At 70.7% G+C, this 14,696-nt stretch carries 14 protein-coding genes; 11 read left to right on the forward strand and 3 right to left on the reverse strand.

Annotated elements, in window-relative coordinates:
- Nucleotides 1–2: 2 nt before the first annotated feature.
- The 6 genes from KS03_RS02845 (at nt 3) to KS03_RS02870 (ending at nt 6,215) form a co-directional block, all read left to right on the forward strand.
- Nucleotides 3–383 (forward strand): DUF3175 domain-containing protein, encoded by a 381-nt coding sequence (locus tag KS03_RS02845; protein ID WP_012732923.1) that lies wholly within the window; start codon nt 3–5, stop codon nt 381–383.
- 203 nt (nt 384–586) lie between these two features.
- Nucleotides 587–2,143, forward strand: coding sequence for a hypothetical protein (locus tag KS03_RS02850; RefSeq protein ID WP_035982010.1), 1,557 nt, complete (start codon nt 587–589; stop codon nt 2,141–2,143).
- A 179-nt stretch (nt 2,144–2,322) separates the two neighbouring features.
- Complete coding sequence (locus KS03_RS02855) at nt 2,323–3,693, forward strand: nucleobase:cation symporter-2 family protein (protein ID WP_012732922.1); 1,371 nt, start codon at nt 2,323–2,325, stop codon at nt 3,691–3,693.
- A 492-nt stretch (nt 3,694–4,185) separates the two neighbouring features.
- Nucleotides 4,186–4,842 carry a PadR family transcriptional regulator gene (locus KS03_RS02860; protein ID WP_169511633.1) on the forward strand — a complete coding sequence of 219 codons (657 nt, stop codon included), beginning with the start codon at nt 4,186–4,188 and terminating at the stop codon, nt 4,840–4,842.
- A 44-nt stretch (nt 4,843–4,886) separates the two neighbouring features.
- The gene (locus KS03_RS02865; protein WP_012732920.1) at nt 4,887–5,711 is read left to right on the forward strand and encodes a siderophore-interacting protein; all 825 of its coding nucleotides are present in this window, start codon (nt 4,887–4,889) and stop codon (nt 5,709–5,711) included.
- Nucleotides 5,712–5,975: 264 nt separating this feature from the next.
- Nucleotides 5,976–6,215, forward strand: a complete 240-nt coding sequence (locus tag KS03_RS02870; protein ID WP_012732919.1) for a hypothetical protein — start codon at nt 5,976–5,978, stop codon at nt 6,213–6,215.
- A 102-nt stretch (nt 6,216–6,317) separates the two neighbouring features.
- Here KS03_RS02870 and KS03_RS02875 read toward each other — a convergent pair whose 3' ends face one another.
- On the reverse strand, nt 6,318–6,899 hold the full coding sequence (locus tag KS03_RS02875; protein WP_012732918.1) for an undecaprenyl-diphosphatase: 582 nt from the start codon (nt 6,897–6,899) through the stop codon (nt 6,318–6,320).
- Between the two features lie 436 nt (nt 6,900–7,335).
- Between KS03_RS02875 and KS03_RS02880 the strand changes: the two genes are divergently transcribed.
- From KS03_RS02880 to KS03_RS02895, 4 genes are all read left to right on the forward strand, one after another.
- Nucleotides 7,336–8,076 carry an acetoacetate decarboxylase gene (locus KS03_RS02880; protein WP_012732917.1) on the forward strand — a complete coding sequence of 247 codons (741 nt, stop codon included), beginning with the start codon at nt 7,336–7,338 and terminating at the stop codon, nt 8,074–8,076.
- Nucleotides 8,077–8,134: 58 nt separating this feature from the next.
- Nucleotides 8,135–8,920, forward strand: coding sequence for a 3-hydroxybutyrate dehydrogenase (locus KS03_RS02885; RefSeq protein ID WP_012732916.1), 786 nt, complete (start codon nt 8,135–8,137; stop codon nt 8,918–8,920).
- Entirely contained in the window at nt 8,917–10,128 is a 1,212-nt protein-coding gene (locus tag KS03_RS02890; RefSeq protein ID WP_012732915.1) for a patatin-like phospholipase family protein, read from the forward strand. The genes KS03_RS02885 and KS03_RS02890 overlap by 4 nt, the downstream gene beginning before the upstream one ends.
- 67 nt (nt 10,129–10,195) lie before the next feature.
- Nucleotides 10,196–10,660, forward strand: a complete 465-nt coding sequence (locus KS03_RS02895) for a hypothetical protein (RefSeq protein ID WP_012732914.1) — start codon at nt 10,196–10,198, stop codon at nt 10,658–10,660.
- Between the two features lie 141 nt (nt 10,661–10,801).
- On the opposite strand, the gene kdgD is transcribed toward KS03_RS02895, so the two are convergent.
- Nucleotides 10,802–11,719, reverse strand: coding sequence for a 5-dehydro-4-deoxyglucarate dehydratase (gene kdgD, locus KS03_RS02900; RefSeq protein ID WP_012732913.1), 918 nt, complete (start codon nt 11,717–11,719; stop codon nt 10,802–10,804).
- Nucleotides 11,720–11,803: 84 nt separating this feature from the next.
- Nucleotides 11,804–13,153: a glucarate dehydratase gene (gene gudD / locus KS03_RS02905; RefSeq protein WP_012732912.1), complete on the reverse strand. Its 1,350-nt coding sequence runs from the start codon at nt 13,151–13,153 to the stop codon at nt 11,804–11,806.
- A gap of 603 nt (nt 13,154–13,756) precedes the next feature.
- Here gudD and KS03_RS02910 point away from each other — a divergent pair.
- Complete coding sequence (locus tag KS03_RS02910; protein ID WP_012732911.1) at nt 13,757–14,467, forward strand: FadR/GntR family transcriptional regulator; 711 nt, start codon at nt 13,757–13,759, stop codon at nt 14,465–14,467.
- Nucleotides 14,468–14,696 lie beyond the last annotated feature (229 nt).

Here is a 14,696-nt window from a genome sequence, read left to right on the forward strand (position 1 = left end):
CCATGAGCGCATCCCCTTCCCCCCGCCCGGCCTCGCACGCGAAGCCGGGCTCGCGCGGCAAGCATTCGACACGGCGCCCCGGCCGGCGCCGCGCCAGCACCACCGGCTCGGGCAAGCGCTGGTCCGGCGAGGTCACGCGCCGCAGCGACGCACTCGACGTCGAGCCCGACATCTTCAAGTCCGACGACCCCGCGACGATCGCCGCCTCGCTGAAACGCTCGGCCGAGCACAGCCGGCGGCGCAAGGCATCGCCCTACCAGTCGGCCATGTCGATGCTGAACTTCTACGTCAACCGCGCCGGCCGCAAGCTGCCGAAAACGCGGCGGGCAACGCTGGAGCGCGCCAAGCGCAAGCTGCGCGAGGCGTTCGGCCGAAAGCCCTGAGGCCGGCCCGCGGCCACGCGCCAAACTTCGCATGGCGCGCGCGGGATTCGCCTCGTGCGCGACGCCAGCGGCGCGCTGCGTTATACCTTTGGGCCGACACACCATGTCCGGCCGGCGCGACGGCAGGTGCCGGCAGCGCGCCGCACCACGATGAGCGCGCACGCCGAAACCCCACCGGCCGCGCCACCCAACGGAACGACTCGATGCCTCCGCCGCCGATTCGCCGCGCCTCCACCGGCGGCATGCCCGCCACACCCTCCGGCCCGACCGCAGACGCGCCGGCGCGGCCGTCGTCCGGCGCGAGCCGCGCCAACGCGACGCCCGACGCGCTGCTGGGCGGCCTGCGCCGGCGCGCGGCGCGGCGCGAGGGCCAGTCTTCCCGACGGCATGGCGAGGCGCAATCGGGCGCGACGATCCTGCATGTGCCGTCGCTGCCGGACGCCTTCCACGCACTGCAGATGGAGGACGCGCCGCCCATCCTCGCCACGCCGTCCGGCGGCCCGGCGCCGCAAGACCTGTCCGCCTCCGGCGGCGGCACGCAAACGCCCGCGGCGCGCAGCCACGACCTCGCGCCGCCGCCGCCGCCGCCACCGCCGCACGCCGCGAGCCCGACGCTGATGGACGAGCCGGTGCCCGACGAGGCGCCGCCGCCCTACTCGCACGACCCGACCAGCTCGCCCGCGGCGTCGCACCCGGGCGGCGCCGCCGACCCGCCGCCGCCGTCTTACGAGCAAGCCACCGCGCTCGCCGCCCGTACCGCCCGGCAGCCTCCCGCGACACCGGCCAGCCCCCCTGCCGACGACGCCCGCCCGACCGGCAAGGCGAGCGGGACGAACGCGCCCACCGAGCCCGCGCCGGCCGACGGCGCCACCGTGCCGCGGCGCGTCTCCACCGAGCAGCGGCAGACCACCGCTTGGATGAACCAGCTCCTGGAGGCGCACGAGAGCGGCACGAACATCGGCCCGCAGCATCTGCACGACCTGATGCAGCTGCTGGGCGGCCGGCCGATGTCGGTAGGCAACGCCGCGCGCGGGCGGGTCGCGATTTCGCAATTGCCGCCCGAGGTCCGGGCCGATCTGCAAAAACGCGTCGGTCCGATGATGATCGCCACGCTCGAGCATTTGTCCAAGCACGGCAGCATCTCGGGCCGCGACATGTACGACGCCGTGATGGCGGCCAACAACGTGCAGCCCGACGAGATGCGCGCCAGGGTCACCGGCGACCTGGGCCGGCTGCTGCACCGCGTGCAGCCGCTCGAGACGCAGCAGGCCGCCTTCGAGCATCTCGACGCGCAGATCGCCGGCTACCCGCCCGAGCACCGCATGCCGGCGCTGGTCGGGCTGGCCGTGAACGCGCTCAAGGGCGACGCGCAAGACAGCCCGGCAGCGATGCGTGACGGGATGGGCAACCTGCACAAGATCCTCGATCAGATCGCTGCGATCCCGGAATCGCAGCGCGATCCGACGCAGACCCACCTCGTGCTCAACGTCACGCTCGGCTGGACGCCGGTTCTGATGTCGAGGCCCGAATCCGGCAACTGGCGGCCCCTGATGGACCGGCTCCTGGCGGAAACCGCCGGGGCACCGCCGCAAGTGCAGGCGGGCCTCGCGCCGGTGTTCGACAAGGTGCTCGACTACATGAAGCCGGGCGGCACGCTGATGGACGAGATGCACGTCACCACGCTGGCCGATTTCCAGCACCTGAGCGCACGCGCCCTGGACGCGCTGCGGCGCGCCTCGGAAGCGTCGGGCGACGAATGAGCCGGGTGGCGCCGCGCCGGCGGCGCGCGACGGCACCGGCCCGGCGCCCCCCGGCGGCCCCGCCGCCGCGCGATCGCTGCCCGCGGTGCCCGGGGCGGGCTGCGCGCCGCTTTTTTGGCGCGCGGCCCAGCCGGTAAAATCCTCCGCTTCCCCTTCGCCACCGCCCCGGCCTTCCCGCGATGTCATCGATCCAGCCCGACCGCACCGCCCCCGCCGCCGTCCCCGATCTGGTCTACGGCCCCGACGACCGCCCCGCGCCCGCCATCGCGTTCGTCGCCGCGCTCCAGCACCTGCTCGCAATCCTGGTGCCGATCGTCACGCCGGGCCTGCTGATCTGCCAGGCGCTCGCCGTGCCGAGCCGCGACACCACGCTGATCGTGTCGATGTCGCTGGTGATCTCGGGCATCGCCACCTTCCTGCAGTGCCGCCGCTTCGGCCCGCTCGGCGCCGGCCTGCTGATCGTGCAGGGCACCAGCTTCAATTTCGTCGGCCCGCTGATCGCGGGCGGCAGCCTGATGGTCAAGCAGGGCACGCCGGTGGCCACCGTGATGGCGGCGATCTTCGGCACGGTGATCGCCGGCTCGTTCGTGGAGATGGCCGTGTCGCGCGTGCTGCCGTTCGTCAAGCGCCTCATCACGCCGCTCGTGACCGGCATCGTGGTGCTGCTGATCGGCCTCACGCTGATCAAGGTCGGCCTCGTCAGCATGGGCGGCGGCTACGGCGCGATGGCCAACGGCAGTTTCGCGAGCGCGCAGAACCTGATGCTGTCCGGGCTCGTGCTCGGCACGATCGTCGTGCTGAACCGCGTGCCGGTGGTCTGGGTGCGCAGCACCGCGCTCGTGATCGCGCTCGCGCTCGGCTATCTGGCGGCCGGCGCGGCGGGCCGGCTCGACTTCACCGGCGCGCGCGAGGCGGCGCTGTTCCAGATCCCCACGCCGCTGCATTTCGGGCTCGGCTTCTCGTGGTCGCTGTTCGTGCCGATGCTGGTGATCTACCTCGTCACCTCGCTCGAGGCGATCGGCGACGTCACCGCCACCAGCAAGGTATCGCGCGAGCCGGTGGAAGGGCCGCTGTGGATGCGCCGCATCAAGGGCGGGGTGCTCGTCAACGGTGCCAACTCGCTGCTGGCCGGCGTGTTCAATACGTTTCCGAGTTCGGTGTTCGCGCAGAACAACGGCGTGATCCAGCTCACCGGCATCGCGAGCCGGCACGTCGGGCTCTGGATCGCCGGCATGCTGGTGGTGCTCGGGCTGTTTCCGGTCGTGGCCGGCGTGCTGCAGGCGGTGCCCGAGCCCGTGCTCGGCGGCGCCGCGATGGTGATGTTCGGCGCGGTGGCCGCCTCGGGCATCAACATCCTGGCCGGCGTGAAGCTCGACCGCCGCGCGCTGCTGATCGTGGCCGTGTCGCTGGCGCTCGGGCTCGGCGTCTCGCAGGTGCCGGAGATCCTCACCCACCTGCCGAGCGCGCTGAAGAACGTGCTGGCCTCGGGCGTCGCCACCGGCGGGGTCTGCGCGCTCGTGATGAACTGGTTCCTGCCCGAGCAGGACTAGGCAGCGCCCGCCCGCCTGTCAGGTCAGGCAAGGCGGCGCGCCGGCCCTGCTTCGCCCGCAGGCCGGCCAGGGCCGGGCCCGTCGAGGGCAGCAACGCGTTCGAGACCGGCGCGAAAGGGACATGGGCCAAGTCGCGCTTCCGCGTCTCGCGCCCCCACCCGGCCGGGCGTACCGGCGCCGCGCGCCTGATCCGGCTCGGCCCGCATGAGCCGCACGTCGACGCGACGGTCGTCACCGGCTTATCCCACCCCAAATTTCCTCCTTGACCATATATCTTTCGATATATATCTTTCGATACATCTTAAGACATATCCCAAGGAGAGCACGATGCGTCGTTCCCATCATCAAGGCATCTTCGGCGCCGGCGGCACGCCCGGCCGCGAAGGCCGCCGCGAGCAGCACGGCGATGCCGGCCATCGCCAGCACCACGATCACCACGGCCGCGGTCCAGGCCATCATCCGGACCATCACGGCCTGTTCCGCCTCTGGGGCATGGCCGGCGGCCGGCGCGGCGGCGGCCGCCACGGCCACGGCTTCGGCGGCTTTCCCGAGGGCTTCGGCGGCCCCGGCGGCATGGGCGGCCCCGGCGGCTTCGACGATCCGCGCATGCCGCGCGGCCGCCAGTTCACCTCCGACGATCTGCAGCTGATGCTGCTCTCGCTGCTCGCCGAGCAGCCGAGCCACGGCTACGAGCTGATCAAGGCGCTCGACACGCGCTCGCAGGGCTTCTACGTGCCGAGTCCGGGCATGGTGTATCCGGCGCTCACCTACCTGGAGGAACTCGCCTACGTGACGGTGGAGGCGGAGGGCAACCGCAAGCGCTACGCGCTCGCCGAGGCCGGCCGCGCGCATCTGGACGCGCAGCGCGAACGCGTCGAGCTGCTGTTCGCGAAGCTGGCGCATCTCGGCCGCAAGATGGAGTTCATGCGCCGCGCGATCGCCAGCCAGACGGGGCAGGCGGACCAGGGCGGCGGTGACGCCGCCGAGACCCCGGAAGGCGGCTGGCTGCCCGAGTTCGTCGAGGCGCGCATGACGCTGCGGCAGGCGCTGTTCCGCAAGAGCGCGGCCGCGCCGGACGAACAGCGCCGCATCGCCGCCATCCTGCGCCGCGCGGCGGCCGAGATCGACGGCACCCCGCCGCAAGCCTGAGCCGGCCCATCGCGCCGTCCCGCCTCCCCTCGGAGATCCGATCGATGCAGACCCCCACCGAACGCGCGGTCACGCGCGTGCGTCACCCCCTCAAGCGCCGCGTGCTGACAGTCCGGCGCATCACCCCTGTCACGCCTCATCTGCTGCGCGTCACGCTCGGCGGCGGCGACCTCGACGATTTCGTCAGCGCCTCGTTCGACGACCACGTCAAGGTATTCTTCCCGGCGCCCGGCGAAGCCGCGCCGGCACTGCCGGAACTCGGCCCGAACGGCCTGCTGCTGCCCGACGGCGCGCCGAAGCCGATCATGCGTGATTTCACGCCGCGCCGGTACGACCGCGCCGCGCGCGAGCTGGACCTCGAGTTCGTGCTGCACCACCCGGGGCCGGCCTCGCAGTGGGCCGCACGGGCCGAGGTCGGCCAGACGCTCGCGATCGGCGGCCCGCGCGGATCGTTCGTGGTCCCGACCGATTTCGACTGGCATCTGCTGATCGGCGACGACAGCGCGCTGCCGGCAATCGCACGGCGCCTCGCGGAACTGCCGGCCGGCACGCGCGCGGCGGTCGTGATCGAGGTCGCGGACGAAACGGCCAAGCTCGACTTCGACACGGCGGCCGACCTCGATGCGATCTGGCGCTATCGCAGCGACCCGGCCGCGGCCGCCGGCGACGGCGCGCAACTGGTCGCCGCGCTGCGCGACCTGCCGCTGCCGGCCGGCGACGGCTACGTCTGGGCCGCCGGCGAAGCCGCCGCGATGCGCGCGGTGCGCCGGCATCTGTGCGAAGCGCGCGGCGTCCACAAGTCACGCATCCGCGCGTCGGCATACTGGAAGCGCGGCGCGACCGGCGTCCACGAGTCGCTCGACGACTGACACCGGGCCGCAGGCCGCGCAGCGTCGCCACCTGCTCGGTAAGCTTGTGAACGGGCGGCGCACGGCATTTGCATCGCCGCCGCGTGTGGTATATATCTCACTGAACGGCCCGCCGGAGCGCGACCAAATCGCGGCCGGCGGGCCGTCGGCATCGGCCGCCTCGCCTCGCGCAGCACCACGAAGCCAGCCGGCCGCGAACGACAGTGCAGCAGCCACGCGGTGTCCGCCGACGCGGACCCATGCTCATCGCCACGGCGCACGACCATGACCTCCGATAACAACACGCACGCAGCACTGGCCCGATCGCTCAGGATCGTCGGCTACGGCGCGCTCGCGGCGCTGGCGATCGCGCTGTTCGTGGCGATGTGCGCGATCCTGCGCGACAGCGCGCTCGACCGCGAAGCGACACATCAAGCGCCGACCGACACCCTCGAACTGCACGGCAGCACCGGCGCCTCGCCGGACGCGGCGCCCGAGGCCCCCACCGCGCGCGCGCCGGGCTGACGGGCAGCACGCCGCGCCCCGCACGCCTGGCACTGAAGGCCGTTCCGCCGGCGGGCCGGGCAGGCGCACGCGTCACGCGCATGGCGCCGGCGGCCGGCATGCTCAGCGGCCGCGCGGGCTGCCCGTCGCGAAGGTGCGCAGCGCCTCGCCGGCCCGCTCGATGCGCGCCACCAGCGCGCCGCCGTAGCGCTGCGCGAGCAGCGCGGCGGCGCTGCCCGTCAGCGCGCCGCCCAGCATGTCGAGCGGCCAGTGAATCCCCGCATACACGCGCGCCCAGGCCACCAGCAGCGCATCGATCGCGGTGGCCGCACCGAGCGCGCGCGTGGTGCGCGCAAGCCAGAGCCGCGCCGCGACACTCCAGACGAAGGCCATGTGATGGCTCGGAAACGCGCTGTCGGGCGCATGCGCGATCAGCTGCGTGCCGATGCCGAGCGCAAACGGGCGCGGCGCATACCAGCAGAGCGACATGAGCTGCGCGAGCAGCAGCGCGATGCCGGCGCTCACGGCGGCCGCGATCGCCGCGCGCCGCATCGCGCGCGTGCCGGTGAGCCAGAGCGCGGCCAGCAGTAAAGGCACCACGCCCACCAGCCAGTCGGCGGCGAACACGGCCAGATGCGCGACCACCGGCTGCGGATCGCGGCCGGCGTTGAGCGCGGAGAACATCGCGAGATCGAGGTTTGGCATGGGACAGGAACCGGCCCGCGCGGCATCGCGGGGAAACCGCGTCACGCGCGATCACAAGGAAAACGTAATACTGCGCCGCGCTTGAAAGCCGGTCGAAACCGCATGCTGCGGCGCGGCACTTCGACGAAGGCGCAGCGTCAAAGTTCACTATGCCGCGCAATAATAAATTCATACGGCACGCAAATCCGATCCCGTATCCTCTCACCTTGGCTGCCGAACCCGCTCATCCTGGCCCGCGCAGCAGCGCGGCGGCGGCGCGGGACGTGCCGGCACCGGCTCGGCGATCGAGCCGATTGCCGGCGGCGATGCACGAACATCGGGGCGTCGCCGCTACAAATTAAGCAATAAACTTTTCCGCGTGCGGCGCCGCACAATCGATCTGCAAGCGAATACGATTACGACACCCGCCATCCGCAGCGATCCACTAGGAGTCCGCATGAACCCGAGTCAAGTCCGGTCCCAAGCGTTCGCAATGCCGCTCACGAATCCCGCCTTCCCGATGGGCCCGTACCGCTTCATCGATCGTGAGTTCCTGATCATCACCTATCGCACCGATCTGGATCGGCTGCGGGAAGTCGTCCCCGAGCCGCTGAAGGTCACGCAGCCGCTCGTCCACTACGAGTTCATCCGCATGCCCGATTCCACGGGCTTCGGCGATTACACCGAGAGCGGCCAGGTGATTCCGGTGGAGTTCGACGGCAAGCCGGGCGGCTACACGCTCGCGATGTACCTGAACGATCACCCGCCGATCGCGGGCGGCCGCGAATTGTGGGGATTCCCGAAGAAGCTCGCGCAGCCGACGCTGGAAACCCACATCGACACGCTGCTCGGCACGCTCGACTACGGTCCGGTGCGCGTCGCGACGGGCACCATGGGCTACAAGCACAAGGAACTCGATCTCGTCGAGCAGCAGCAGCGCCTGGCCGGCGCGAACTATCTGCTGAAGATCATTCCGCACGTGGACGGCAGCCCGCGCATCTGCGAGCTGGTGCGCTACTACCTGCAGGACATCCGCATGAAGGGCGCCTGGACCGGCCCGGCCTCGCTGCATCTGGCGCCGCACGCGCTCGCGCCGGTGGCCGACCTGCCGGTGCTGGAGATCGTCGAGGCGCGCCACATCGTCGCCGACCTCACGCTCGGGCTCGGCGAAGTGGTCTACGATTACCTCGCGCAGTAAGCCCCTGCGGCTCCGCTTCTTTCAACCCTCATCCAATCATCAGACGGGAACAACGATCATGAGCAATCTGAATGGCAAGACCGCGGTCGTGACGGGCGCCGCGAGCGGCATCGGCAAGGAAATCGCACTGCAACTGGCCAGGGCGGGCGCGGCCGTGGTGATCGCCGACCTGAACCAGGACGGCGCGAACGCGGTGGCCGGGCAGATCACGCAGGCGGGCGGCAAGGCGCTCGGCGTGGCGATGGACGTCACCAACGAGGACGCGGTGAACGCGGGCATCGACAAGGCCGCGCAGACCTTCGGCACGATCGACATCCTGGTGTCGAACGCCGGCATCCAGATCGTCAATCCGATCGAGAACTACTCGTTCGCCGATTGGAAGAAGATGCAGGCGATCCACGTGGACGGCGCGTTCCTGACCACCAAGGCCGCGCTCAAGCACATGTACAAGGACGACCGCGGCGGCGTGGTGATCTACATGGGCTCGGTGCATTCGCACGAGGCATCGCCGCTGAAGTCGGCCTACGTGACGGCCAAGCACGGCCTGCTCGGGCTCGCGCGCGTGCTGGCCAAGGAAGGCGCGAAGCACAACGTGCGCTCGCACGTGGTCTGCCCGGGCTTCGTGCGCACGCCGCTCGTCGACAAGCAGATCCCCGAGCAGGCCAAGGAGCTCGGCATCAGCGAGGAGGACGTCATCAAGAAGGTGATGCTCGGCAATACCGTGGACGGCGTGTTCACGACGGTGGAGGACGTGGCGCAGACGGTGCTGTTCCTGTCGGCGTTCCCGAGCGCGGCGTTCACGGGCCAGTCGTTCGTCGTCAGCCACGGCTGGTTCATGCAATGAAGCCGGGCGCCCGCACCGAGGGGCCGGCCGGCGAGCCCGACCCGCAGCCGCAGGCCGGCGCGCCGCTGGCGCACACGCTGCCCTACGAGACGGTCGCGCTCGTGCTGCAGGGCGGCGGCGCGCTCGGCGCCTATCAGGCCGGCGTGTTCGAAGGGCTGCACGAGGCCGGCATCCCGCTGAACTGGATCGCCGGCATCTCGATCGGCGCGCTCAACACCGCGCTGATCGCCGGCAATCCGCCCGAGCGGCAGCTCGAGCGGCTGCGCGAGTTCTGGAACCGGATCTGCCAGCCGGCGTTCTTCCCGGCCTTGCCGGCCGCGCTCGAGTTCGCGCTGTTCAACAGCGTCGATTCGGTGCGCCAGGCGTTCACGGCCTCGCAGGCGGCCAGCGCGATCCTGCAGGGGCAGCGCGGCTTCTTCGTGCCGCGCTTCCCGCCGCCGCTGCCCGGCGTGCGCGACGATCCCAGGCGCGTCAGCTACTACGACACCTCGGCGCTGCGCGCCACGCTGCTCGAGCTCTGCGATTTCGACCGCATCAACTCGGACGAGATCCGCGTGTCGGTGGGCGCGGTCAACGTCGCCACCGGCAACTTCATCTACTTCGACAACACCCGCATGACGCTGCGCCCCGAGCACTTCATGGCCTCGGGCGCGCTGCCGCCGGCGTTCCCGCCGGTGGAGATCGACGGCGAGTTCTACTGGGACGGCGGGGTGGTGTCGAACACGCCGTTGATGGAAGTGCTGCGCGCCTCGCCGCGACGCGACACGCTGGCGTTCCAGGTGGACCTCTGGAACGCGCGCGGGCCGCTGCCGGGCACGCTCGCCGACGTCACCGAGCGTATGAAGGACGTGCAGTATTCGAGCCGCACGCGTTTCGTCACCGACACGCTGCAGCGCGAACAGCGCTTTCGCAACGTGCTGCGCCGCGTGCTCGAACTGGTGCCGGAGGAGCTGCGCAACAGCGATCCGTGGGCACAGCAGGCGGCCGTGCTGTCGACCGGCAAGCGCTACAACGTGCAGCATCTGATCTACCATCAGAAGACGTACGAGCACGACTACAAGGACTACCAGTTCGGGTTGTCGACGATGCGCGACCACTGGTCCGCGGGGCTCACCGACATTCGCAGGACGCTGGCCGTGCCGGATGCGCTGGCGTTGCCCGAGAACGACGCCGGGTTCGTCACGCACGACATCTACCGTCCCCGCTGAGGCTCGCGCTCACGCGGCCGGCGCGGCCCGCGCCGGCCGCGTTGTCGTTTTCTTCCGCGCTTTCGTCATGCCGATCCTGCTCGCTCTTTTCATGTTGGCCGCGCTCGCATGGGGCGCGATCGTGGCGTTTCGCGACGCCGCCGCGCAGTTCGGCGTCGGCATCGCGACCGCCCTCGCCGCCGCGGCCGCGGCGCTGCTGGCCGCCGCGCTGGCCGCCTGGGCCCGGCGCCGCCGCGAGATCGCGCCGAACACCCGGGAAGGCGGCTGGACGCATGGCATGCGCCACGGCTCGGCCGCACTGAAACTGTCCTCGACGCAGGGGCTGCTCTGGCTGTCGCGCGACGGCCGCGACGTGCATCTCACGCTCAGCGAAGTCGGTGCCTGCGAGGCGCGATGCGTGGATCGGCACTGGTGCCTGGTGGTCGGCTTTCGCGACGCGTCGCGCGCGGCATGGACGCTGCCGATGCCGGACCGGCGCGCCGCCCGGCGCTGGGCGCGCGTGGTGACGCTGGGGCGGGCGGGCAGGCTGTGAGACGACGGGCGCCCGCTCGCGCATCCGCCAGAAGAAAACCCCTCGCTGCGGGCAGACGAGGGGCTCAAGGAGTAGTCGCGAGCGACGAGCGCCGAAGGCGCTCGTCCGCCTGCCGCGAGCCGGCCGCTCGCAGCGCCGCGCTTACTGCGCGCCGAGCTGCTTGATCAGCGCGTCGAGCTGGGCCAGTTCGGCTTCGTCCAGGTCGGTGAGCGGGGCGCGCACCGGGCCGGCGTCGTGGCCGACCAGCTTCGCGCCGGCCTTCACGATGCTGACCGCGTAGCCGGCGCGGCGGTTGCGGATCTTCAGGTACGGCAGGAAGAAGTCGTCGATCAGCTTGCCGACCGTGGCGTGGTCGTCGGCCGCGATCGCGCGGTAGAAGTCCATCGCCGTCTTCGGGATGAAGTTGAACACCGCCGAGGAGTACACCGGCACGCCCAGCGCCTTGTAGGCCGCGGCATAGACTTCCGCGGTGGGCAGGCCGCCGAGGTAGGCGAAGCGCTCGCCCAGGCGGCGGCGGATGGTGACCATCGCCTCGATCTCGCCCACGCCGTCCTTGAAGCCGATCAGGTTCGGGCAGCGCTCGGCCAGCCGCTCGAGCATGTCGGCGTTGAGCTTGGAGTTGGCGCGGTTGTAGATGATCACGCCGATGTCGGGCACGGCCTTGCAGACTTCCTCGGCGTGCGCGGCGATGCCTTCCTGCGAGGCTTCGGTCAGGTAGTGCGGCATCAGCAGGATGCCGTTGGCGCCCAGGCGCTGGGCTTCCTTGGCGTACTCGATGGCCACGCGCGTGGGGCCGCCGGCACCGGCCAGGATCGGCACCTTGCCCTTGCAGGTTGCGGTGGCGGTGCGCACCACGTTCGAGTAGTCCTCACGCGTGAGCGAGAAGAATTCGCCGGTGCCGCCGGCCACGAACAGGGCCGAGGCGCCGTAGGGGGCGAGCCATTCGAGGCGTTCGACGTAGGTGCCCGGGCGGAAGTTGCCCTCGGCGTCGAAGTCGGTGACGGGGAAGGACAGCAGCCCTTCCGAAATGATCTGCTTGAGTTCCTGAGGCGTGGTCATGGCGTTGCCGGATGCGGAGTCGGTTGGATGAGGGGCGGTTTCGACCGCTTGCGGAGTTCGAGGCGGCGGCGGCCGGCGCGCTGATCAGCGCACGAGGCACGGACGCTTGTTGTCGAACTTCCAGTTCGGGATCAGGTACTGCATGGCGATGCCGTCGTCGCGCGCGCCCAGGCCGTGCTGCTCGTACAGCGCATGGGCGCGCTCCAGCGCATCCATGTCGGGCTCGATGCCGAGGCCCGGCTTGGCGGGCACCTTCACCTTGCCGCCGACGATCTGCAGCGGGTTCTGCGTCAGGAACTGGCCGTCCTGCCAGATCCAGTGGGTGTCGATCGCGGTGATCCTGCCCGGCGCGGCCGCGGCCACGTGGGTGAACATCGCCAGCGAGACGTCGAAGTGATTGTTCGAGTGCGAGCCCCAGGTCAGGCCCCAGTCGTTGCACATCTGCGCGACGCGCACCGAGCCCTGCATGGTCCAGAAGTGCGGATCGGCAAGCGGAATGTCCACCGATTGCAGCTGGATCGCGTGGCCCATCTGGCGCCAGTCGGTGGCGATCATGTTGGTGGCCGTCGGCAGGCCGGTGGCGCGGCGGAACTCGGCCATCACCTCGCGGCCCGAATAGCCGTTCTCGGCACCGCACGGGTCTTCCGCGTAGGCGAGCACGCCATGCATGTCGCGGCACAGGCGCACCGCCTCGGCCAGCGACCAGGCACCGTTCGGGTCGAGCGTCACGCGCGCGTTCGGGAACCGCTCGGCCAGCGCACGGGCCGCCTCGATCTCCGCGTCGCCGGCCAGCACGCCGCCCTTGAGCTTGAAGTCGTTGAAGCCGTAGCGCGCCTGCGCGGCCTCGGCCAGCCGCACCACCGCCTCCGGCGTCATCGCCTCCTCGGTGCGCAGCCGCTCCCAGTCGTCGCGGCCATCGGCACCGCTCGCGTAGGGCAGGTCGGTCCGGTTGCGGTCGCCGATGTAGAACAGGTAGCCGAGCATCTCCACCTCGTCGCGTTGCTGGCCTTCGCCGAGCAGCGCCGCGACCGGCACGTTCAGGTGCTGGCCGAGCAGGTCCAGCAGCGCCGCCTCGAGCGCGGTGACGGCATGGATCGTGGTGCGCAGGTCGAAGGTCTGCAGGCCGCGGCCGCCGGCGTCGCGATCGGCGAACTGCGAGCGCACGCGGTTCAGCACCGCCTGCAGGTTGCCGATCGACTGGCCCACCACGATCTCGCGCGCGTCGTCGATGGTCTTGCGAATCGCCTCGCCGCCCGGCACTTCGCCGATGCCGGTGTGGCCGCTGCTGTCGCGCAGGATCACGATGTTGCGCGTGAAGAACGGGCCATGCGCGCCGCTCAGGTTCATCAGCATGCTGTCGCGGCCGGCCACCGGCACGACGCGCAGCTCGTTCACGACGGGGGTGGCGTTCGCCTGGACGGAGTTCGAGGTCATGTGCATTACCTGGAAAAGGCGCTGCGATCAGCGCCGGGGTGAAGGAAAACGGCAGCGCCACGCGGGCGCCGCCCGGCCGGGGCGGGCGTTCCACGCGGCCGGCCCGACGGCGCGCCGGCTTTCCGGCGCCGTGCGCGGCCGGATCAAGCTCGCGCACCCGCTGACGGATTCGGGCTGCCCTCGTTGTGATACGTTGTCTGATGACATTGTAGTCTGATGACCGGAGCCTCGGTTAGCCGCGTTAACCCTGTAACAGTGTCACCCTTTCCCATCGGTCATCCCAAGCCGTGATCGCGGCGCGCGGGCGGCGCGTCATGTCAAATACTAGGACGTCTGACAACAAGGACGCATCGGCGAATCCGCCCAGCTTGGCATTCCCGCGCGCCGTCTGTCGTCAGATAAGCCGGTGCAAAGGCTCGCCGCCGCGCGACAGACCGGCAACGCCCGGTATTTCTCCGTGATTTCCCGATATTTCGCCCGCAAACGCGCGCGAATGTCGTCATTCGAAACGTTTGCGGCTATGATGCCGCGTGCCGGGACATCGGATGACATCGCCGAGCCTCCCGCCGCCCAGCCCTCCGATTCCGCCCACCACCACCATCCATGAGCAGCCTGTCCGAGAAGGTCGTCGCGTCCCTGTCCGAAGAAATCCGCCGCGGCACGCTGCGCCCCGGCGACCGGCTGCCCACCGAGGTCGCGATGATGAAGCAGCTGTCGGTCAGCCGCTCGGTGATCCGCGAGGCGATCTCGCGCCTGCAGGCCGCGCGCATCGTCGAGACGCGGCATGGCGTGGGCACCTTCGTGCTCGCGCCGCGCAACGATGCGACGATGCAGTTGCCCACCGCCGACCTGTCGAACATGCTCGACGCGATGGCGGTGCTCGAATTCCGCATGGACGTGGAGGCCGCGTCGGCGGCGCTGGCCGCGAAACGGCGCACCGAGTCGAACCTGCGGCAGATGCAGGCCGCGCTCGAGCGCTTCGAGGCCGAACTCGGGCGTGGCAGCACCGATACGCTCGCGCACGACATCGAATTCCATCAGCAGATCGCCCAGGCGAGCGGCAACCGCTATTTCGTCGACGTGCTGAGCCAGCTCGGCCATTCGGCCAGCCCGCGCACCCGGCTCGGCAGCGCCGAGCTGGCCGAACTCGACCAGATCGACCGGCTGCGCCACGTGCTCGACGAGCACCGCTGGATCTATCGCGCGATCGAACGCCAGGACTCGGACGACGCGCGCGCGGCCATGCGCGTGCATCTCTCGAAGAGCCGCGAACGCCTGCAGCAGGCGCACGACACGAGCCATCCGCCCGCCTGAGCAAGCGCGGCCGCGAACCGGGGCAGCCGGGCAGCCGCCCCTCGCCGCCGCGCCCAGCCGTGCGTTTCACGCGCGGGCGGGTCTCCCGAAAACACTCACCTATCGCGCATCGATGCCCATTTGGGTGCATGCGCAACGGTGAGCCGACTCACCGGATGCACGGCACGCATGCTTGGCGCACGCTCCGGCCAGGACCCGCAATCGCCCACCGGACGGGCTTCCCCGGGAT

Source organism: Burkholderia glumae LMG 2196 = ATCC 33617 (assembly GCF_000960995.1).
Classification (GTDB): domain Bacteria; phylum Pseudomonadota; class Gammaproteobacteria; order Burkholderiales; family Burkholderiaceae; genus Burkholderia; species Burkholderia glumae.